Origin of the sequence: Paracoccus shandongensis, assembly GCF_017315735.1 — a bacterium.
Classification (GTDB): Bacteria; Pseudomonadota; Alphaproteobacteria; order Rhodobacterales; family Rhodobacteraceae; genus Paracoccus; species Paracoccus shandongensis.
The window spans coordinates 1-18,163 of sequence record NZ_JAFLRK010000023.1 but is presented as its reverse complement, the minus strand read 5'-3'; the positions used below and the strand labels follow the sequence as shown (position 1 = coordinate 18,163).

At 66.3% G+C, this 18,163-nt stretch carries 22 protein-coding genes; 13 read left to right on the top strand and 9 right to left on the bottom strand.

Features of this window, described 5'->3' with window-relative positions:
- Entirely contained in the window at positions 1-735 is a 735-nt protein-coding gene (gene modA / locus JX613_RS13660) for a molybdate ABC transporter substrate-binding protein (RefSeq protein WP_207102020.1), read from the bottom strand.
- Between the two features lie 286 nt (positions 736-1,021).
- On the opposite strand from modA, the gene rpsA reads away from it, so the two are divergent.
- The 5 genes from rpsA (at position 1,022) to trpB (ending at position 5,604) form a co-directional block, all read left to right on the top strand.
- Positions 1,022-2,701: a 30S ribosomal protein S1 gene (rpsA, locus tag JX613_RS13655; RefSeq protein ID WP_207102019.1), complete on the top strand. Its 1,680-nt coding sequence runs from the start codon at positions 1,022-1,024 to the stop codon at positions 2,699-2,701.
- Between the two features lie 212 nt (positions 2,702-2,913).
- Entirely contained in the window at positions 2,914-3,198 is a 285-nt protein-coding gene (gene ihfB / locus JX613_RS13650) for an integration host factor subunit beta (protein WP_207102018.1), read from the top strand.
- A gap of 60 nt (positions 3,199-3,258) precedes the next feature.
- Positions 3,259-3,672: a DUF1049 domain-containing protein gene (locus JX613_RS13645; protein ID WP_207102017.1), complete on the top strand. Its 414-nt coding sequence runs from the start codon at positions 3,259-3,261 to the stop codon at positions 3,670-3,672.
- Between the two features lie 3 nt (positions 3,673-3,675).
- Positions 3,676-4,308: a phosphoribosylanthranilate isomerase gene (locus tag JX613_RS13640; RefSeq protein ID WP_207102016.1), complete on the top strand. Its 633-nt coding sequence runs from the start codon at positions 3,676-3,678 to the stop codon at positions 4,306-4,308.
- 69 nt (positions 4,309-4,377) lie between these two features.
- Entirely contained in the window at positions 4,378-5,604 is a 1,227-nt protein-coding gene (gene trpB, locus JX613_RS13635; protein ID WP_207102015.1) for a tryptophan synthase subunit beta, read from the top strand.
- 6 nt (positions 5,605-5,610) lie between these two features.
- Here trpB and JX613_RS13630 read toward each other — a convergent pair whose 3' ends face one another.
- From JX613_RS13630 to pth, 3 genes are read right to left on the bottom strand one after another with little or no spacing between them, the layout of a single operon-like run.
- Positions 5,611-6,210, bottom strand: a complete 600-nt coding sequence (locus JX613_RS13630) for a DUF4893 domain-containing protein (protein ID WP_207102014.1) — start codon at positions 6,208-6,210, stop codon at positions 5,611-5,613.
- The gene (locus tag JX613_RS13625; RefSeq protein ID WP_207102013.1) at positions 6,197-6,571 is read right to left on the bottom strand and encodes a DUF2237 family protein; all 375 of its coding nucleotides are present in this window, start codon (positions 6,569-6,571) and stop codon (positions 6,197-6,199) included. The genes JX613_RS13630 and JX613_RS13625 overlap by 14 nt, the downstream gene beginning before the upstream one ends.
- Positions 6,572-6,628: 57 nt before the next feature.
- On the bottom strand, positions 6,629-7,321 hold the full coding sequence (gene pth / locus JX613_RS13620) for an aminoacyl-tRNA hydrolase (protein ID WP_207102012.1): 693 nt from the start codon (positions 7,319-7,321) through the stop codon (positions 6,629-6,631).
- Positions 7,322-7,473: 152 nt separating this feature from the next.
- Here pth and JX613_RS13615 point away from each other — a divergent pair, with 152 nt between their 5' ends.
- The 5 genes from JX613_RS13615 to JX613_RS13595 all read left to right on the top strand — a co-directional run bounded on the left by JX613_RS13615 (position 7,474) and on the right by JX613_RS13595 (position 10,832).
- A complete protein-coding gene (locus JX613_RS13615; protein WP_207102011.1) occupies positions 7,474-8,106 on the top strand; it encodes an ATP-dependent Clp protease proteolytic subunit in 633 nt (210 codons plus the stop codon).
- A gap of 153 nt (positions 8,107-8,259) precedes the next feature.
- A complete protein-coding gene (gene clpX / locus JX613_RS13610) occupies positions 8,260-9,525 on the top strand; it encodes an ATP-dependent Clp protease ATP-binding subunit ClpX (RefSeq protein WP_207102010.1) in 1,266 nt (421 codons plus the stop codon).
- Between the two features lie 117 nt (positions 9,526-9,642).
- On the top strand, positions 9,643-10,017 hold the full coding sequence (locus JX613_RS13605; protein ID WP_207102009.1) for an NADH:ubiquinone oxidoreductase subunit NDUFA12: 375 nt from the start codon (positions 9,643-9,645) through the stop codon (positions 10,015-10,017).
- Positions 10,018-10,485, top strand: a complete 468-nt coding sequence (gene mlaD, locus JX613_RS13600; protein WP_207102008.1) for an outer membrane lipid asymmetry maintenance protein MlaD — start codon at positions 10,018-10,020, stop codon at positions 10,483-10,485.
- The gene (locus JX613_RS13595) at positions 10,482-10,832 is read left to right on the top strand and encodes a DUF2155 domain-containing protein (protein ID WP_207102007.1); all 351 of its coding nucleotides are present in this window, start codon (positions 10,482-10,484) and stop codon (positions 10,830-10,832) included. Before mlaD ends, JX613_RS13595 begins: the two co-directional genes overlap by 4 nt.
- Here JX613_RS13595 and aat read toward each other — a convergent pair.
- The 5 genes from aat to hisF form a co-directional block, all read right to left on the bottom strand.
- Positions 10,799-11,428 carry a leucyl/phenylalanyl-tRNA--protein transferase gene (aat, locus tag JX613_RS13590; protein ID WP_207102006.1) on the bottom strand — a complete coding sequence of 210 codons (630 nt, stop codon included), beginning with the start codon at positions 11,426-11,428 and terminating at the stop codon, positions 10,799-10,801. The two genes, JX613_RS13595 and aat, sit on opposite strands and share 34 nt — an antisense overlap.
- Before the next feature lie 9 nt (positions 11,429-11,437).
- Positions 11,438-12,784, bottom strand: coding sequence for an acetyl-CoA carboxylase biotin carboxylase subunit (gene accC / locus JX613_RS13585; RefSeq protein ID WP_207102005.1), 1,347 nt, complete (start codon positions 12,782-12,784; stop codon positions 11,438-11,440).
- Positions 12,785-12,792: 8 nt separating this feature from the next.
- A complete protein-coding gene (gene accB, locus JX613_RS13580; RefSeq protein ID WP_207102004.1) occupies positions 12,793-13,299 on the bottom strand; it encodes an acetyl-CoA carboxylase biotin carboxyl carrier protein in 507 nt (168 codons plus the stop codon).
- Between the two features lie 98 nt (positions 13,300-13,397).
- Positions 13,398-13,712 carry a phosphoribosyl-ATP diphosphatase gene (locus JX613_RS13575; RefSeq protein ID WP_207102003.1) on the bottom strand — a complete coding sequence of 105 codons (315 nt, stop codon included), beginning with the start codon at positions 13,710-13,712 and terminating at the stop codon, positions 13,398-13,400.
- The gene (gene hisF / locus JX613_RS13570) at positions 13,709-14,470 is read right to left on the bottom strand and encodes an imidazole glycerol phosphate synthase subunit HisF (RefSeq protein WP_207102002.1); all 762 of its coding nucleotides are present in this window, start codon (positions 14,468-14,470) and stop codon (positions 13,709-13,711) included. The genes JX613_RS13575 and hisF overlap by 4 nt, the downstream gene beginning before the upstream one ends.
- Before the next feature lie 100 nt (positions 14,471-14,570).
- Between hisF and selD the strand changes: the two genes are divergently transcribed.
- The 3 genes from selD to JX613_RS13555 all read left to right on the top strand — a co-directional run.
- A complete protein-coding gene (selD, locus tag JX613_RS13565) occupies positions 14,571-15,626 on the top strand; it encodes a selenide, water dikinase SelD (protein ID WP_207102001.1) in 1,056 nt (351 codons plus the stop codon).
- A gap of 123 nt (positions 15,627-15,749) precedes the next feature.
- The gene (locus JX613_RS13560) at positions 15,750-16,394 is read left to right on the top strand and encodes a TRAP transporter small permease subunit (protein ID WP_207102000.1); all 645 of its coding nucleotides are present in this window, start codon (positions 15,750-15,752) and stop codon (positions 16,392-16,394) included.
- Positions 16,391-18,163 (top strand): TRAP transporter large permease (locus JX613_RS13555; RefSeq protein ID WP_207101999.1); only part of this gene is annotated, 1,773 nt, incomplete at its 3' end. The genes JX613_RS13560 and JX613_RS13555, both read left to right, overlap by 4 nt.

Genomic DNA, 18,163 nt, shown 5'->3' with positions numbered 1-18,163 from the left:
TCAGTCCGCCACCGTGAAGCCATGCCGGGCAAAGATCGCATCGGCGGCATCGTCCGACAAGGCGTCATAAAAGGCGCGGTCGGCGTCATCCGCCCCGGCCAGCAGCGCGGCGGGATAGGTGATCGGGGGATGGCTGTCGGCAGGAAACTCGCCCGCCACGGTCACGTCATCCTCGGCCGCCGCGTCGGTGGCATAGACGATGCCATAGGGCGCCTCTCCGGTCGCGACCAGGGCCAGGGCCGCGCGCACGTTGTCGGATTGTGCCACCTCGGCCCCCACGTCGTCCCACAGGCCCAGGCTTTCCAGCGCCGCCTTGCCGTATTGCCCGGCAGGCACGGAATCGACCAGCGCCATCGCCAGCTTGCCGCCGTCCAGCATCGCCGCCAGATCGGTATCTGCCGACATCGCCACGGGTTTTCCATCGCCATGCGCGACCAGCACCAGCCGATTACCCAGCAGGTCGGCGCGGTCCCGAACAAGGCCAGCCTTTTCGACCTCGTCCATCCACTCGTCGCTGGCCGAGATGAAGACATCGGCGGGCGCGCCCTCGATGATCTGCTTGGCCAGCGCGTTCGAGCCCGCATAGGAAATCGTCACCCGGTTGCCGGTGTCCCGGGTAAAGCCCGCCGCAACCTCGTCCAGCGCGTTCTTCAGCGAGGCGGCGGCGAAGACCGTCACGTCCTCGGCCAGGGCGGGGGTGGCGGCCAGGGCAAGCAGCAGGGCAGGGCGGATCATCGGGGCCTCGGGCGTTATGTCCCGGTGAACCTATCGCCCCGGCCCGCGATCCCGCAAGCGATATTTCCAGCCAGACATATCGCGCCCCTTCGTCACTTTGGCGTTGAGTTGCAGGCGAAACGCGACTATATACCGCCAGTCTTTGGGCGACAGGGTCAGAACAGACCGCATCCGAACGGGTCGGGCGTCATGCCGCGACCCTTTGTCGTTGCCGAAGGACGCCATAAAGACCGGCGGAGCCAACCGCATGGCCAGTAAAAATCGTCGTAAAGGAAACCGATCATATATGTGCGCTAAAGCGACCATGGAGGAATTCGAAGCCCTCCTGAACGAAAGCTTCGACATTGATACCCCGGACGAAGGTTCGGTCGTCAAGGGCCGCGTCATCGCCATCGAGGCGGGACAGGCCATCATCGACGTCGGCTACAAGATGGAAGGCCGCGTCGATCTGAAGGAATTCGCAAATCCCGGCGAAGAGCCCAACATCAAGGTTGGCGACGAGGTTGAGGTCTATCTGGACCGCGTGGAAAACGCCCGCGGCGAAGCCTCGATCAGCCGCGAGAAGGCCCGCCGCGAGGAAGCCTGGGACCGCCTGGAAAAAGCCTATGCCGATGAAGAGCGCGTCGAAGGCGCCATCTTCGGCCGCGTCAAGGGCGGCTTCACCGTCGATCTGGGCGGCGCCGTGGCCTTCCTGCCCGGTAGCCAAGTCGATGTGCGCCCCGTGCGCGACGCCGGCCCCCTGATGGGCCTGAAGCAGCCGTTCCAGATCCTGAAAATGGACCGCCGCCGGGGCAACATCGTCGTGTCGCGCCGCGCCATCCTGGAAGAAAGCCGCGCCGAACAGCGCGCCGAGGTCATCGCCAACCTGACCGAAGGCCAGACCGTCGATGGTGTCGTCAAGAACATCACCGAATACGGCGCCTTCGTCGACTTGGGCGGCGTTGACGGCCTGCTGCACGTCACCGACATGGCCTGGCGCCGCGTCAACCACCCGTCGGAAATCCTGTCGATCGGCGAGACCCTGAAGGTCCAGGTCATCAAGATCAACAAGGACAGCCACCGCATCAGCCTGGGCATGAAGCAGCTTCAGTCCGATCCGTGGGACACCGTGGGCGACAAGTTCCCCATCGGCTCGGTCCACCAGGGCCGCGTGACCAATATCACCGACTATGGCGCCTTCGTCGAGCTGGAAGCCGGGGTCGAGGGTCTGGTCCACGTGTCCGAAATGTCCTGGACCAAGAAGAACGTCCATCCGGGCAAGATCGTCTCCACCTCGCAAGAGGTCGACGTGATGGTGCTGGAGATCGACGAAGCCAAGCGCCGCGTGTCGCTGGGTCTGAAGCAGACGCAGCGCAACCCGTGGGAAGTCTTTGCGGAAACGCATCCCTCGGGCACCGTCATCGAGGGCGAGGTCAAGAACATCACCGAGTTCGGTCTGTTCATCGGCCTGGAAGGCGATATCGACGGCATGGTCCACCTGTCGGACATCTCGTGGGATGCCCGCGGCGAGGACGCGATCCAGGACTTCCGCAAGGGCGACGTGGTGAAAGCCGTCGTCCAGGACGTGGATGTCGAAAAGGAACGCATCAGCCTGTCGATCAAGGCCCTGGAAAACGAGCACATGGCCGAAGCCGTTGACGGCGTGAAGCGTGGCTCGGTCGTGACGGTCGAAGTGACCGCCATCGAGGATGGCGGGATCGAGGTGGAATACAACGGCGTCAAGTCGTTCATCCGCCGTTCGGACCTGGCCCGCGACCGCCAGGACCAGCGCCCCGAGCGGTTCGGCGTCGGCGACAAGGTCGATGCCCGCGTCACCAACATCGACACCAAGACCCGCCGTCTGGGCCTGTCGATCAAGGCGCGCGAGATCGCCGAGGAGAAAGAAGCCATCGACCAGTATGGCTCGTCCGACTCGGGCGCGTCGCTGGGCGACATCCTGGGCGCCGCGCTGAACCGCAACGCCTGATCGCGGTTTCAGACGCCTGACATCGCCCGTCCCTGCGGTTGCAGGGGCGGGCTTTTTCATGCCCCGCAAACGGGCAGGGGGGTGACAGGTCTCTTGCGCGGCGGGGCCAAAACTGGCATCGCTATGGAAACTCGGGACCTTTTCCTGCGTTGCCTTTTTGTCGCAAGCTGTGCGAACGACCTCATGCAGCCGTCACGCCATCTGGGGGGATGATGATCCGTTCCGAACTGATCCAGCTTATCGCTGACGAAAACCCGCATCTGTTCCGGCGCGACGTCGAGAGGATCGTGAACACCGTCTTCGAGGAGATCATCGACGCCATGGCCCGCGGCGACCGGGTCGAGCTGCGGGGCTTTGGCGCCTTTTCCGTCAAGAAGCGCGACGCGCGCACCGGCCGCAACCCCCGTACGGGGGAATCGGTCGACGTGGACCAGAAATACGTGCCCTTCTTCAAGACCGGAAAACTGCTGCGCGATCGGTTGAACGGAGAGGCCTGAGGGGGCTAAACCCCTGCATGAATCACGGCCGCGACGGACGGCCGCAAGCAAGGACCACCGATGCGCTTTCTTCGCCTGTTCTTCATCGTGCTGCTGGCAATCATCTTGGTCGCGGTTGCGCTGGCCAACCGTGACGTCGTGACGCTGTCCGCCTTCCCGGCGAATTTCGGGCAGTATCTGGGCGGGCGCTGGTCGGTGGATCTGCCGCTGTTCCTGGTCGTCTTCCTGGCCTTCGCGCTCGGGATGCTGGCCGGGCTGGTCTGGGAATGGCTGCGGGAATCGTCTGTCCGCAGTGCAGCCCGCACCCATGCCTTCCATGCCGCCCGGCTGGAGAGCGAAGTGGGCCACCTGCGCGAACGTCACGCCGCCCCCAAGGACGAGGTTCTGGCGATCCTCGACCGTCCCAAGGCGACAGCGCCCGCCGTTCCCGCAGCCTCGGCCGCGCCCGGCACGACGCTGCCTGCCACGCGCTGAAGGATGGCCCAGGTCAAGATCTGCGGGCTGCGCCGCCCCGACCACATCGCCGCCGCAGCCGAGGCCGGGGCGCGCTATGTGGGCCTTGTCTTCTTCCCCAAATCCCCCCGCGCCGTATCCATCGACGAGGCCGCCGACCTGGCGGCCCATGTCCCGGTCGGCGTGGCCTGCGTCGGGCTGTTCGTCGATCCCGACGATGCCACCCTGTCCGACACTCTGGCGCGCGTTCCCTTGGACATCATCCAGCTTCATGGGTCGGAAAGCCCGGACCGGGTCGCCGCCGTCAAGGCGCTGACCGGCCTGCCGGTGATGAAATCCGTGGGGCTTTCGGATCCTGACGACCTGCCCGCGCTGACCGATTACGGGTTGGTGGCCGACATGCTGCTGGTCGATGCCAAGCCGCCCAGGGGGGCCGACCTGCCTGGCGGCAACGGGCTGGCCTTCGACTGGCGCCTGCTGGTCGGGCGCAAGTGGCTGCGTCCCTGGATGCTGGCGGGCGGCCTGACCGCGCAGAACGTGGCCGAGGCGATCCGCCTGACCGGCGCGCCCGCCGTCGATGTCTCCTCGGGCGTCGAGATCGAGCCCGGCGTGAAGGACGAGGCCCTGATCCGCGCCTTTGTCGCGGCGGCGGGCTGACCGGGGTCTTTCCGTCCCACCCCATCGGCGGTATGACGGCTTGCTTGCATCATAACGAAGGCGCGTCCGATGGCAGATGATCTGGTGAACAGCTACAAGACCGGCCCCGACGAACAGGGCCGCTTCGGCATCTATGGCGGCCGCTTCGTCAGCGAGACGCTGATGCCGCTGGTTCTGGATCTTGAGGCCGAATACGAACGCGCCAAGACCGACCCCGCCTTCTGGGCGGAAATGAACGACCTGTGGACGCATTACATCGGCCGTCCCTCGCCGCTCTATTTCGCGGAACGCCTGACGGAATACGCGGGCGGCGCCAAGATCTACATGAAGCGGGACGAGCTGAACCACACCGGCGCGCACAAGGTCAACAACGTGCTGGGCCAGATCCTGCTGGCCCGCCGCATGGGCAAGACCCGGATCATCGCCGAAACCGGCGCGGGCCAGCACGGCGTGGCGACCGCCACCGTCTGCGCGCGCTTTGGCCTGAAATGCATCGTCTATATGGGCGCGCATGACGTGGAACGCCAGGCGCCCAACGTCTTCCGGATGCGCCTGCTGGGGGCCGAGGTGGTGCCGGTCACGTCGGGCCGGGGCACGCTGAAGGACGCGATGAACGACGCGCTGCGCGATTGGGTGACGAACGTGCGCGACACCTTTTACTGCATCGGCACGGTGGCGGGCCCGCACCCCTATCCGGCCATGGTGCGCGATTTCCAGTCGATCATCGGGAAAGAGGTCAAGGAACAGATCCTCCCGCGCGAAGGGCGTCTGCCCGACACCATCGTCGCGGCCATCGGCGGCGGATCGAACGCCATGGGCTTGTTCCATCCCTTCCTGGACGACCCCGAGGTCCGCATCATCGGGGTCGAGGCCGGCGGCAAGGGCGTGGACGACCGGATGGAACATTGCGCCAGCCTTTCCGGGGGCCGCGCGGGTGTGCTGCACGGCAACCGCACCTATCTGCTGCAGGACGACGAGGGGCAGATCCTTGAAGGCCATTCGATCAGCGCGGGACTGGATTACCCGGGAATCGGTCCCGAACATGCCTGGCTGCACGACACCGGCCGCGCCGAATATGTCAGCATCACCGACGCCGAGGCCCTGGCGGCCTTCCAGCTGTGCTGCGAACAGGAAGGCATCATCCCGGCGCTGGAACCCAGCCACGCCCTGGCCCATGTGATGAAGATCGCCCCCGGCCTGCCGCGCGACCACATCATCGTGATGAACATGTGCGGGCGCGGCGACAAGGACATCTTCACCGTCGCCAAGCACCTGGGCTTCGACATCAAGACCTGAACGGCATCAACGGCCTAGGGCCAGGATGTTGAAGCGGGATTCCAGATAGGGGTCGGGGAACATTACCCGGCCCCTGTTTTCGTCGATCATCTCGACCACGCCGATCTCGGGCACCCGTTGCGGGCCCGAGGCGTCAGGGGAAGGCGGCAGGTCGGCATAGGCGGGCGGCGTGTCGCCTGCGATGAAGCCGGTTCCCAGATAGACCAGCCGGTCCCCGTCCCGATGGACTTGCCCCTTGGTCCGCTGCGAACCCGTCAGCTTTTCCAGGCTGCCATCCGCGCCGATCCGGCAGCGGAAGGGCTGATAGACAGTGATCGGCAGCAGGCGCCCCATCTTGATGGTGCGGCAGGACCAGTCGCCGGACATCACTGCCCTGGCCTGGTCAGACGGCAGCGGATCGCCGCGCAGGACATCGGCCAGGACCGCCAGATCGGCCTGACTGCCCCCGGAAAAGGCGTCCAGCAGCGCCTCGCCCGCAGCGGCGTGATATTCGGCCAGCCTGCGCGCGTCGTCGGCACGGATGGCGGTGCCGTCGGACAGGCTCTGGGCAAGGCCCGCCGCGGGCAGCAGGCAAAGAAAGGCTGCGAAAAGATCAGCCCTGCGCATCGACCGCATGGGCCCTCAGCAGTTCCAGCGGAATGATGTCCAGCGCGCGGGCATGGGTCGATTCCAGCACCACCTTGGGCGCGGCGAATTCCTGCGCCGCCTGCAGGAACCGCGCGGCGCAAAGGCACCAGCGGTCCCCGGGCTTCAACCCGTCAAATCGGAACTCGGGACGCGGCGTGGACAGGTCGTTGCCCAGGTATTTCGACAGCGCCAGGAACTCGGCGTCCACCACCACGCAAACGGTGTGACTGCCCACGTCGCCCTGTCCGGTGTCGCAGCAGCCGTTGCGGTAAAACCCCGTCAGCGGCTTCATCGAGCAGGGCTCGAGCCGGGTTCCCAGAACGTTCAGCGACGGATCCATGGCGCGTCCTCCTGTCCCGAGGCTACAGCCATGCGGCGGGCGCGCCAAGCCCCCCGGTCACGGCTGGCGAAAGCGTTCCGTCAACTGCCGCAGCTTGTCGGTCAGGCTGGCAGGCTCGGCCGGGGCCGGGGCAGCCGTCGGCGCAGGCTTTTCCGCCGCAGGCCGGGCGCCGCTGTTCCGCGCAGGCTGCATCCGCGCGGCCACGGCGTTCTGGAAACGCGCCCCATCGCCCCCAGCCAGCGCCTCGGCCCCGTCCGAGATGCCGCGCAGCAGGTCGTCCAGCCAGTCCCCGTCCGCCTTGGCGAAATCCGACAGCACATAGCCGGCGACCCGGTCCTTGTGGCCGGGATGGCCGATGCCCAGCCGGACGCGGCCATAGTCCGCGCCGATATGCTGGTGGATCGACCGCAGCCCGTTATGGCCCGCGTGCCCGCCGCCCTGCTTGACGCGGCACTTGCCCGGGGCAAGGTCCAGTTCGTCATGCAGCACGATCACATCCGCAGGGGTCAGCTTCAGATAGCGCATCGCCTCGCCCACGGATTGGCCCGACAGGTTCATGAAGGTCTGCGGTTTCAGCAGGGTGGCGCGTTCGGACCCAAGCCGGCCTTCCGCGACAAGCCCCTGGAAGCGCGCCTTCCACGGCGAAAAGCCATGGTCTGCGGCGATCCGGTCCACGGCCATGAAGCCGATGTTGTGGCGGTTGGCCGCGTATTTGGCGCCCGGATTACCCAGACCGACGATCAGCTTCACGCGTGTCTCCTGTGGCCCATGCGGGCGAAGTTCGTTCCATGCCTTGCGGCGGACCTTGCCCGTTACTAAGACTCTGTCAACCTTTCGCGGCTAACGATGGGATCAGCGCCCTGACGAATCGCGGGAACAGGGACACAAGGCAAGGACAGACGATGAGCGATCCGGCAGAATTCTACATGAACACCCTCGTTCCCATGGTGGTCGAACAGACCTCGCGCGGGGAACGGGCCTATGACATCTTCTCGCGCCTGCTCAAGGAACGGATCATCTTCGTCTCGGGGCCCGTCCATGACGGCATGTCCACGCTGATCTGCGCGCAACTGCTGTTTCTGGAAGCGGAAAATCCGAACAAGGACATCAGCATGTATATCAACAGCCCCGGCGGCGTCGTGACCTCGGGCCTGTCGATCTATGACACGATGCAGTATATCCGTCCGCGCGTGTCCACCCTGGTGGTGGGGCAGGCGGCGTCCATGGGCTCGCTGCTCTTGGCGGCGGGGGAACCGGGGCTGCGCTATTCGCTGCCCAACAGCCGGGTGATGGTCCACCAGCCCTCGGGCGGGTTCCAGGGGCAGGCCACCGACATCCTGATCCATGCGCGCGAAACGGAAAAGCTGAAGCGCCGCCTGAACGAGATCTATGTCAAGCACACCGGCCGCGACCTGCCCGAGGTCGAGGAGGCGCTGGAGCGTGACCGCTTCATGTCGCCCGAGGAGGCAAAGGACTGGGGTTTGATCGACGAAGTGGTCGCGCCGCGCGGCAAGGCGGAACCCGAGAAGAAATAGACTTGTTGGGGATTGTGACGGGCGCGCGTCAACCCTAACATAAAGGGCATACCCCGTGGCGGCCTGTCCGCCACGGACCAATTCAGGTGCGGCACAGGACGACGGGTGCCGCCTGCGGGCCGGAAGGCCTGTGGCAATCAAGGAACGTGGACGATGGCGAACCAGTCCGGCAGTGACAGCAAGAACACGCTCTATTGCAGCTTTTGCGGCAAGAGCCAGCATGAGGTGCGCAAGCTGATCGCGGGCCCGACCGTATTCATCTGCGATGAATGCGTCGAGTTGTGCATGGACATCATCCGCGAGGAAACCAAGTCCTCGGGGCTGAAATCGGGCGACGGGGTGCCGACGCCCAAGGAAATCTGCGCGGTGCTGGACGATTACGTGATCGGCCAGGAACATGCCAAGCGCGTCCTGTCGGTGGCCGTCCACAACCACTACAAGCGGCTGAACCACGGCACCAAGGGCGACATCGAACTGGCCAAGTCGAACATCCTGCTGATCGGCCCGACTGGCTGCGGCAAGACCCTGTTGGCGCAGACGCTGGCGCGGATCCTCGACGTGCCCTTCACCATGGCCGATGCCACCACCCTGACCGAGGCGGGCTATGTGGGCGAGGATGTGGAGAACATCATCCTCAAGCTGTTGCAGGCGTCGGAATACAACGTCGAACGGGCGCAGCGCGGCATCGTCTATATCGACGAGGTGGACAAGATCACCCGCAAGTCCGACAACCCGTCCATCACCCGCGACGTGTCGGGCGAGGGGGTGCAGCAGGCCTTGCTGAAGATCATGGAAGGCACGGTCGCATCCGTTCCCCCGCAGGGCGGGCGCAAGCATCCGCAGCAGGAGTTCCTGCAGGTGGACACCACCAACATCCTGTTCATCTGCGGCGGCGCCTTTGCGGGCCTGGAACGCATCATCGCGCAGCGCAACAAGGGCACGGCGATGGGCTTCGGCGCCTCGGTCAAGGACAACGACGACCGCGGCGTGGGCGAGATGTTCAAGGAACTGGAGCCCGAGGATCTGCTGAAATTCGGCCTGATCCCGGAATTCGTGGGCCGTCTGCCGGTGATCGCGACCCTCACCGACCTGGACGAGGAAGCCCTGATCATCATCCTGACCAAGCCCAAGAACGCCCTGGTCAAGCAATACCAGCGCCTGTTCGACCTGGAAGGCGTGCAGCTGACCTTTACCGAGGACGCGCTGCAAGCCATCGCCAAGCGCGCCATCAAGCGCAAGACCGGCGCGCGCGGGCTGCGGTCGATCATGGAGGACATCCTGCTGGACACCATGTTCGAGCTGCCCGGCATGGACAGCGTCGAGGAGGTCGTGGTGAACGAGGAGGCGGTGGACAACCCGGCGGCCAAGCCGCTGCTGATCCATTCGGATCCCAAGAAGGAAACGGCCTCGGCCGGCTGAGGACAAGGGGGCCGCAGGGCCCCCTTTCACGATGCGCCGGTGCTGCACGGGCAGGCTGGATCTTCGCCGCGCTTTGCGCCATATCCGTGCCAGCACAAGACCAAGAGGTTCCCGCCGATGTCCTTCCTGCTTCGCGTCCTGACCTGGTGGAACAGCCAGACGATCAACACCCAGTTCTGGACCTGGCGCAACGGCATCAAGGTCGGCGAGGATGCCGAGGGCAATGTCTTCTACCAGAACAAGGACGGCTCGCGCCGCTGGGTGATCTTCAGCGGCGAATCGCAGGCCAGCCGGGTCAGCCCGGAATGGCATGGCTGGCTGCACCACACCTGGAACGAGCCGCCGACCAAGGCCCCCTTGCAGCACAAGCCCTGGGAAAAGCCGCACAAGGAAAACCAGACGGGCACGCCGGGCGCCTATTATCCCGAAGGCTCGCTCTATCACGCCGAACAGCCGGCGCGGCGCGATTATGACGCCTGGCAGCCGGAATAGATGACCACGGCAGTCGAGCATCGGGCCGAGCTTCTGGCCGGCGCGGCGGTGCTGGTTGCCGCCGCCGGCTTTCTGGCCTGGGGCTTTGGCGGCGGTCTGGCCCCTGAAACGGGATACGAGGTCCGGGCGTCCTTTCCCGACGTGGACGGCATTGCCGTGGGAACCGAGGTTCGCCTGGCGGGGGTCAAGGTGGGCCGCGTGTCGGATGTCCAGTTGAACCCCGACACCTACATGGCGGATGCGCGGCTGACGATCCCGGCCGACATCGCCCTGCCTGCGGACAGCGCGGCACTGATCCAGTCGGACGGGCTTCTGGGCGGGGCCTATATCCAGATCCAGCCGGGCGGCAGCCCCGAGAACCTCGCCCCCGGGGACGAGATCGAGGATGTGCAGGGCGCCGTCAGCCTGCTGGCATTGATGATGAAGTTCGTGGACAGCCAGGCCCAGGACGAAGGGGACCAGCCATGATCCGCCTTGCGCTGCTGTTGGCGGTCCTGGCGGTCCCTTCCGGGGCGCAGCAGGTCGCGCGGGCCGATGGCGCGCTGTTGCGGGGGCTGGACAAGATCTCGGGCCGCACGACCGACCTGCCGGTTCAGGTCGGGCAATCCCTGCGCTATGGCCGGTTGGAGATCAGGCTGGGCGAATGCCGCTATCCGGCGGGCGATCCCAGTTCGGACGCCTATGCGCAGCTGACCATCACCGACACGGCGAAGAATGTCACGCGGTTCAGCGGCTGGATGGTCGCGTCATCGCCCGCGCTGTCGGCGCTTGACGATGCCCGCTATGACGTGTGGGTGATTTCCTGCCAAAGCTGATCGGCCGAGGGCAAAGGATGCGCCCGCAGATCGGCGCGCCGGGCCAAGGCGTCCGCCAGCAGCAGGTGATACTGGTCGCGGGGAATTTCCCGGCCGCCCATGCGGGCCAGGTGCGGGGTCAGGAACTGCGTGTCGAACAGGGTAAAGCCGCAGCGGGCCAGGTGGCTGGACATCCACAGCAGCGCCATCTTTGACCCGTTGGTCCGCATCGAGACCATGGATTCCCCGAAAAAGGCCCCGCCCAGGGTCACGCCGAAGATGCCGCCCGCCAGGACGCCCTGATGCCGGATCTCCATGGCATGGGCGTGGCCCGCCCGATGAAGCTGGTGATAAAGCTGCATCAGCGGGGCGTTGATCCAGGTCGTCTCGCGGTTCGCGCAGGCGGCCAGCACGGTCCCGAAGTCGCCGTCCAGATGCGCCGACCAGCCGCCCCGCCGCAGATCGCGCAGCAAGGACCGCGAGGCATGGACCCCCCCCACCGGCAGGATCCCCCGCAGCGGCGGGTCGAACCAGTAAAGCCGGGGATCATAGGCGCTTTCGGCCATGGGAAAGACGCCGCGCGCATAGCCTTTCAGCAGTTGCGCGGGCGTCAGCATGGGATCCGGTCAGCCGAACTTCCGGTCCAGCCAGCGTTCCAGCCAGTGGATCGAGTAGTTGCCCGCAAGGATGTCCGGTTCCTTCAGCAGCGCGGTGAACAGCGGGACGGTGGTGTCGATGCCGTCCACGATCAGCTCACCCAGGGCGCGGTCCAGCCGGGCCAGGGCCTCGGCCCGGTCGCGGCCATGCACGATCAGCTTGCCGATCAGGCTGTCGTAATAGGGCGGGATCGAATAGCCGTCATACAGCGCGCTGTCCATGCGTACCCCCAACCCGCCCGGCGCGTGATACTGCGTGATCCGGCCGGGGCAGGGCGAAAAGCCCGGCACCTTTTCGGCGTTGATCCGAACCTCGATCGAATGGCCGCGGATGGACAGGTCTTCCTGGCGGAACTCCATGGCGGCGCCCGAGGCGACCAGGATCTGCTGGCGCACAAGGTCCACGCCGAAGATCGCCTCGGTCACGGGGTGTTCGACCTGAAGGCGGGTGTTCATCTCGATGAAGTAGAACTCGCCGTCCTCGTACAGGAACTCGATGGTGCCCGCGCCGGAATAGCCGATCTTGGCGACGGCATCGGCGCAGATCTTGCCGATGCGGGCGCGTTCCTCGGCGGTGATGACGGGACCGGGGGCTTCCTCCAGCACCTTCTGGTGGCGGCGTTGCAACGAACAGTCGCGTTCGCCCAGGTGGACCGCGCGGCCCTTGCCGTCGCCGAAGACCTGGATCTCGATATGGCGGGGCTTCTGCAGGTATTTCTCGATATAGACATCGGGGTTGCCGAAGGCGGCCTTGGCCTCGGCGCGCGCCGTGCGGAAGGCGACCTCCAGGGCCTTGTCGTCCTGGGCGACCTTCATGCCGCGCCCGCCGCCGCCTGCCGTGGCCTTGATGATGACCGGATAGCCGATCTCGGCCGCGACCTTGCGGGCCTGGTCCACGTCACCCACGCCGCCGTCGCTGCCCGGCACGCAAGGGACGCCAAGCGCCTTCATGGTGTCCTTGGCGGTGATCTTGTCGCCCATGATGCGGATATGTTCCGCGCGCGGGCCGATGAAGGTGATGCCGTGGTCTTCCACCATCTGCACGAAGGCGGCGTTTTCCGACAGAAAGCCATAGCCCGGGTGGATCGCCTGCGCGCCCGTGATCTCGCAGGCGGAAATGATGGCGGGCATCGACAGGTAGCTGGCGGACGAGGGCGCGGGGCCGATGCAGACGGATTCGTCGGCCATGCGGACATGCATCGCGTCGGCGTCGGCGGTGGAATGGACCGCGACCGAGGCGATGCCCATCTCGCGGCAGGCGCGAATCACGCGCAGCGCAATCTCGCCCCGGTTGGCGATCAGGATCTTGTCGAACATGCCGACCCTCACTCGACGACCATCAGGGGGGTGCCGAATTCGACCGGGATGCCGTCGTCGATCAGGATGCGCTTGACGGTGCCCGCGCGCGGGGCGGGGATGTGGTTCATGGTCTTCATCGCCTCGACGATCAGCAGGGTGTCGCCTTCGGCAACGGCCTGGCCGATCTGGACGAAGGGCGCGGCCCCGGGTTCGGCCGACAGGTAAGCCGTGCCCACCATGGGCGAGGTGACGGCGCCGGGCAGGCTGGCCGGATCCTCGCTGATCGCGGGCAATTGCGCGGTGGGGGCTGCGGCGGCTGCCGGGGCGGCCGCTGCGGCGACGGGTGCCACGGGCGCGGCATAGGTCACCTGGCGCGCGTGCTTGGACAGGCTGACCGTCAGGCGGTCGTGTTCGCCGTATTCGCGCTTCACCGACAGTTCCGACAGTTCGCTGGAGTTCAGCAATTCCGCCAGGGACTGGATGAAAGCCACGTCGCCTTCGTGATGCTTGCCGTTCCGGGAATCGTTGCTCATGCGGTCCTCTGCCAATGTTTATGATGCCGCGACCCCGCGGGTCCGGCAATTTGCCCGCTTATAGACCCCAAGCCCCGCCAAGGGGAAGGGTTGTCCGCCTAGAACGGACGCGCCGCCTTTTCCGCCAGGCCCGAGGTTCCGGCGCGGCGGTCCAGTTCCGCTTCCACATCGGCCAGGGTCAGGTCGCGGGCGGCCAGCATCACCAGCAGGTGAAAGACCACGTCGGCGGCCTCGGCCGTCAGCCGGGCCCGGTCGCCCTTGACGGCCTCGATGATCGCCTCGACGGCTTCCTCGCCGAACTTCTCGGCGCATTTCTCGGGGCCCTTGGCCAGCAGCTTTGCGGTCCAGCTGCTGTCGGGATCGGCGGTCTTGCGGGCGGCGATGGTCGCGGCCAGGTCGTGAAGGGCGCTCATGCCAGCCTCATCGGGATGCCGGCTGCGGCCATGTGGGCCTTGGCCTGGGCGATGGTGAAGGTGCCGAAGTGGAAGATCGAGGCCGCCAGGACGGCGCTGGCGTGACCTTCGGTCACACCCTCGACCAGGTGGTCCAGCGTGCCGACCCCGCCGGATGCGATCACGGGAATGTTCACCGCGTCCGCGATGGCGCGGGTCAGGGGGATGTTGAAGCCAGCCCGCGTCCCGTCGCGGTCCATGGAGGTCAGCAGGATCTCGCCCGCGCCCCTGGCCTCGACCGTGCGGGCGAACTCGACCGCGTCGATGCCGGTGGGCTTGCGGCCGCCATGGGTGAAGATCTCCCACCGGCCATCGGCCACGGTCTTGGCGTCGATGGCCACGACGATGCACTGGCTGCCGAAGCGGTCGGCGGCCCGGGCCACCACGTCGGGGTTTGCCACGGCGGCGGAATTGAAGCTGACCTTGTCGGCCCCGGCCAGCAGCAGCGCGCGCACGTCCTCATGCGTCCTGACGCCGCCGCCCACGGTCAGCGGCACGAAACATTGTTCCGCCGTGCGCGTCACCAGGTCGAACATGGTGCCCCGGTTTTCATGCGTGGCGTGGATGTCCAGGAAGCAGATCTCGTCCGCGCCTGCGGCGTCATAGGCTTTCGCCGCCTGAACGGGGTCGCCCGCGTCGATCAGGTCCACGAAGTTGACGCCCTTGACGACGCGGCCATCGGCCACGTCCAGGCAGGGGATGATGCGGGTTTTCAGCATGGGCCTCTCCTTGCGCGCACCGTCCTATGCGCAAACGGCCCTTCGTTGAAGATGCGATTTGCGGGTGATACGGTGGCTGCCAACCGAAGCGGAGGCCCCGATGGACGACCAGCACACGACCGAACCCCGCCTGACCTCGCTGTCCCATGGCGGGGGCTGCGGCTGCAAGATCGCGCCGGGCGTGCTGACGGGCCTGCTGCGCGGCACGGCCATGCTGCCGGTGCCGGATGCGCTGCTGGTCGGGATCGAGACCTCGGACGACGCCGCCGTTTACCTGCTGAACGACCGGCAGGCGCTGGTGGCGACGACGGATTTCTTCATGCCCATCGTCGATGATCCGCTGGATTTCGGGCGCATTGCCGCGACGAACGCGATCAGCGACGTTTACGCCATGGGCGGCACGCCGATCATGGCACTGTCGCTGGTAGGGATGCCGATCAACACGCTGTCGGGCGAAACCATCGCCCGGATCCTGGAGGGCGGCGCTATGGCCTGCCGCGAGGCCGGGATCCCCATCGGCGGCGGCCACACCATCGATTCGGTCGAGGCGATCTATGGACTGGTCGCCCTGGGGCTGGTCGATCCGGCGCATGTGAAGCGCAATTCGGGCGCGCGACCGGGCGACGTTCTGATCCTGGGCAAGCCGCTGGGCGTGGGGGTGATGTCGGCGGCGCTGAAGAAAGGGGCGCTGTCGGCGGATGGATACGCCGCGATGATCGCGGCAACCACGAAGCTGAACACGCCCGGCCCGGATCTGGCGCGGTTGCAGGGGGTCCATGCGATGACCGATGTGACGGGCTTTGGCCTGGCCGGTCACGCGCTGGAAATGGCGCGCGGATCAGGCTGCGAGCTGCGGCTGGACTGGCAGGCGGTGCCGCTGTTGACGGGTGCGCAGGGTCTGGCAACGCAGGGCTTCGTCACCGGCGCCTCGGGCCGCAACTGGGCCAGCTACGGGGCCGAGGTCGCGTTGCCCGAAGGCTTCGCCGACACCGACCGCGCCCTGCTGACCGACCCGCAGACCAGCGGCGGGCTGCTGGTCGCCTGCGCCGAGGATCAGGCGGATTCGGCCCTGGCGATCTTCCGCGACCACGGCTTTGCCGAGGCGGCGGTGATCGGACGCGCGGTCCCGGGTGCGGGACAAATCGTCATCGCCTGACGGCGCAAGGCTGACGCAGCGGCCAAGAGGCGGAAAACCTTGACCGGTTTTCGGCCTTCGCGCATACCCGGATGACCAAGGAACTGGCCGGGACAACAAGGCCGACCGGAGGAGGGGTTTCCCATGAGCGGCCTTTTGGCCCTGTCGCGCGGCATTGACCGCGTCAATACCGTGATCGGCCGGAACGTGTCCTGGCTGATCCTGCTGGCGATCTTCGTCAGCGCCGTCAACGCCATCATCCGCAAGGCCTTCAGCGTGTCGTCGAACGCCTGGCTGGAATTGCAATGGTATCTGTATGGCGGTGCGTTCCTGCTGGCGGCGGCCTATACGCTGCTGGAAAACGAACATATCCGCATCGACATCGTCTTTTCCGCCTGGTCGCGCCGCGTCCAGCACTGGATCGAGCTTCTGGGCCATATCTTCTTCCTGATGCCCTTCGTCCTGCTGAGCCTGTGGCTGTGCTGGCCCTGGCTGGCGCGGTCCTATCGCACGGGCGAGATGTCGATGAACGCGGGCGGGCTGATGCTGTGGCCCGCCAAGGCGCTGCTGTTCGCGGGCTTCGTGCTGCTGCTGCTGCAGGGCATTTCGGAAATCATCAAGAAGATCGCCGTGATGCGCGGCCTCATCCCCGACTTCAACATGCCGATGGGCCACCACGCGCCCCTGGAACTGGACGAGGAACTGCTGGAGCAGGCGGGCTTTGTCGATCCGCACCACCCTGATGCCGATCCAAGGGCGCACAAGACCGGCCAGGAGCCTCGCAAATGATGGAACTCATCGCGCAGAACATGGCGCCGATCATGTTCGTTTCGCTGATCGTCTTTTTGCTGATCGGCTATCCGGTGGCCTTCGCGCTGGCCGCCAACGGGTTGCTGTTCTTCGTCATCGGGGTGGAACTCGCGCCGCTGTCGGGCGGGTCCATCAACCTGTCCTGGCCGCTTCTGGGCGCGCTGCCCGACCGCTTCTTCGGAGGGGTTGTCGCCAATGAGACATTGCTGGCCATCCCCTTCTTCACGTTCATGGGCATCGTGCTGGAAAAATCCGGCATGGCCGAGGATCTGCTGGACACCATCGGCCAGTTGTTCGGCCCGATCCGGGGCGGGCTTGCCTATGCGGTGATCATCGTGGGCGCGCTGCTGGCGGCCACCACCGGCGTCGTCGCGGCGTCCGTGATCGCCATGGGCCTGATCTCGCTGCCGATCATGCTGCGCTATGGCTATGACCGGCGGGTCGCCTCGGGCGTGATCGCCGCGTCAGGCACGCTGGCGCAGATCATCCCGCCGTCGCTGGTGCTGATCGTGCTGGCCGACCAGCTGGGCCGGTCGGTGGGCGACATGTACAAGGGTGCGATGATCCCGGGCCTGGTGCTGACGGGCCTGTATATGGCCTATATCTTCACGATGTCGATCATCCGTCCGCAGTCCGTTCCCGCCCTTCCGAAAGAGGCGCGCACGCTGGGGTCCGGCGTGACCTCTCTGGCCGTGGCCCTGGCCGTTGCGGCGGGCATCTTCTGGCTGACCGCGCGCTGGCTGGGCCCGACCCACGCCGCCGATGCGCCGATCTGGGGCCTAGTGATCGCGGTGACGGTGATCTATGTCGTGGCGCTTCTGGACAAGGCCACCGGGCTGAACGCGATGTCGCGGCTGGCCCAGCAGGTCATCATCGTGCTGATCCCGCCGCTGGCGCTGATCTTCCTGGTGCTGGGCACGATCTTCCTGGGCATCGCCACCCCGACCGAGGGTGGCGCCATGGGGGCCGTGGGCGCCCTGGTCATGGCGGGCATCAAGCGCCGCCTGTCCATGGACGTGATCCGGCAGGCGCTTTACGCGACGACCCGGCTGTCGGCCTTCGTGATGTTCATCCTGATCGGGGCGCGGGTCTTCTCGCTGACCTTCTATGGCGTGAACGGGCATCTGTGGGTCGAACATCTGCTGACCTCGCTGCCGGGGGGGGAATACGGCTTCCTGATCGCGGTGTCGGTCCTGGTCTTCCTGCTGGCCTTCTTCCTCGACTTCTTCGAGCTGGCCTTCATCATCGTCCCCTTGCTGGCGCCTGCGGCGGAAAGCCTGGGGATCGACCTAATCTGGTTCGGCGTCATCCTGGGCGTGAACATGCAGACCAGCTTCATGCACCCGCCGTTCGGATTTGCGCTGTTTTATCTACGGTCCGTGGCGCCGAGGCAGTCCTACAAGGACCGCGTGACCGGCAAGATGATGGAGCCCGTGCGGACCGGCCAGATCTACTGGGGCGCGGTGCCCTTTGTCTTTATCCAGATCGTGATGATCGGGGTGGTGATCGCCTTCCCGGGGCTGGTCATGCACTACAAGGGCGCGCCGGTGGACACGTCCAATGTCCGGCTGGAGATCCCGGCGGGCGGTTCGGGCAGCCTGGGTGGCGGTCTGGGCGGCGGCCTGGGTGGTCTGGGCGGATCGCCCTTCGGCCAGCAGGCCCCGGCCGGGGGCGCGCCTGCACCCTCTGGCGGCCTGGGCGGCACGCCGCCGGGTCTGGGGTCGCCGCCGCCGGGCCTGGGGACCCCC

What these genes read in the sequence shown, in the direction of transcription:
- JX613_RS13560 (WP_207102000.1), top strand. Translation starts at nt 15,750, where the DNA reads ATGAGCGGCCTTTTGGCCCTGTCGCGCGGCATTGACCGCGTCAATACC.
- clpX (WP_207102010.1), top strand. Translation starts at nt 8,260, where the DNA reads ATGGCGAACCAGTCCGGCAGTGACAGCAAGAACACGCTCTATTGCAGC.
- accB (WP_207102004.1), bottom strand. Translation starts at nt 13,299, where the DNA reads ATGAGCAACGATTCCCGGAACGGCAAGCATCACGAAGGCGACGTGGCT.
- JX613_RS13615 (WP_207102011.1), top strand. Translation starts at nt 7,474, where the DNA reads ATGAGCGATCCGGCAGAATTCTACATGAACACCCTCGTTCCCATGGTG.
- JX613_RS13605 (WP_207102009.1), top strand. Translation starts at nt 9,643, where the DNA reads ATGTCCTTCCTGCTTCGCGTCCTGACCTGGTGGAACAGCCAGACGATC.
- hisF (WP_207102002.1), bottom strand. Translation starts at nt 14,470, where the DNA reads ATGCTGAAAACCCGCATCATCCCCTGCCTGGACGTGGCCGATGGCCGC.
- ihfB (WP_207102018.1), top strand. Translation starts at nt 2,914, where the DNA reads ATGATCCGTTCCGAACTGATCCAGCTTATCGCTGACGAAAACCCGCAT.
- mlaD (WP_207102008.1), top strand. Translation starts at nt 10,018, where the DNA reads ATGACCACGGCAGTCGAGCATCGGGCCGAGCTTCTGGCCGGCGCGGCG.
- aat (WP_207102006.1), bottom strand. Translation starts at nt 11,428, where the DNA reads ATGCTGACGCCCGCGCAACTGCTGAAAGGCTATGCGCGCGGCGTCTTT.
- modA (WP_207102020.1), bottom strand. Translation starts at nt 735, where the DNA reads ATGATCCGCCCTGCCCTGCTGCTTGCCCTGGCCGCCACCCCCGCCCTG.
- accC (WP_207102005.1), bottom strand. Translation starts at nt 12,784, where the DNA reads ATGTTCGACAAGATCCTGATCGCCAACCGGGGCGAGATTGCGCTGCGC.
- JX613_RS13630 (WP_207102014.1), bottom strand. Translation starts at nt 6,210, where the DNA reads ATGCGCAGGGCTGATCTTTTCGCAGCCTTTCTTTGCCTGCTGCCCGCG.
- JX613_RS13640 (WP_207102016.1), top strand. Translation starts at nt 3,676, where the DNA reads ATGGCCCAGGTCAAGATCTGCGGGCTGCGCCGCCCCGACCACATCGCC.
- JX613_RS13645 (WP_207102017.1), top strand. Translation starts at nt 3,259, where the DNA reads ATGCGCTTTCTTCGCCTGTTCTTCATCGTGCTGCTGGCAATCATCTTG.
- JX613_RS13575 (WP_207102003.1), bottom strand. Translation starts at nt 13,712, where the DNA reads ATGAGCGCCCTTCACGACCTGGCCGCGACCATCGCCGCCCGCAAGACC.
- trpB (WP_207102015.1), top strand. Translation starts at nt 4,378, where the DNA reads ATGGCAGATGATCTGGTGAACAGCTACAAGACCGGCCCCGACGAACAG.
- JX613_RS13595 (WP_207102007.1), top strand. Translation starts at nt 10,482, where the DNA reads ATGATCCGCCTTGCGCTGCTGTTGGCGGTCCTGGCGGTCCCTTCCGGG.
- selD (WP_207102001.1), top strand. Translation starts at nt 14,571, where the DNA reads ATGGACGACCAGCACACGACCGAACCCCGCCTGACCTCGCTGTCCCAT.
- rpsA (WP_207102019.1), top strand. Translation starts at nt 1,022, where the DNA reads ATGTGCGCTAAAGCGACCATGGAGGAATTCGAAGCCCTCCTGAACGAA.
- JX613_RS13625 (WP_207102013.1), bottom strand. Translation starts at nt 6,571, where the DNA reads ATGGATCCGTCGCTGAACGTTCTGGGAACCCGGCTCGAGCCCTGCTCG.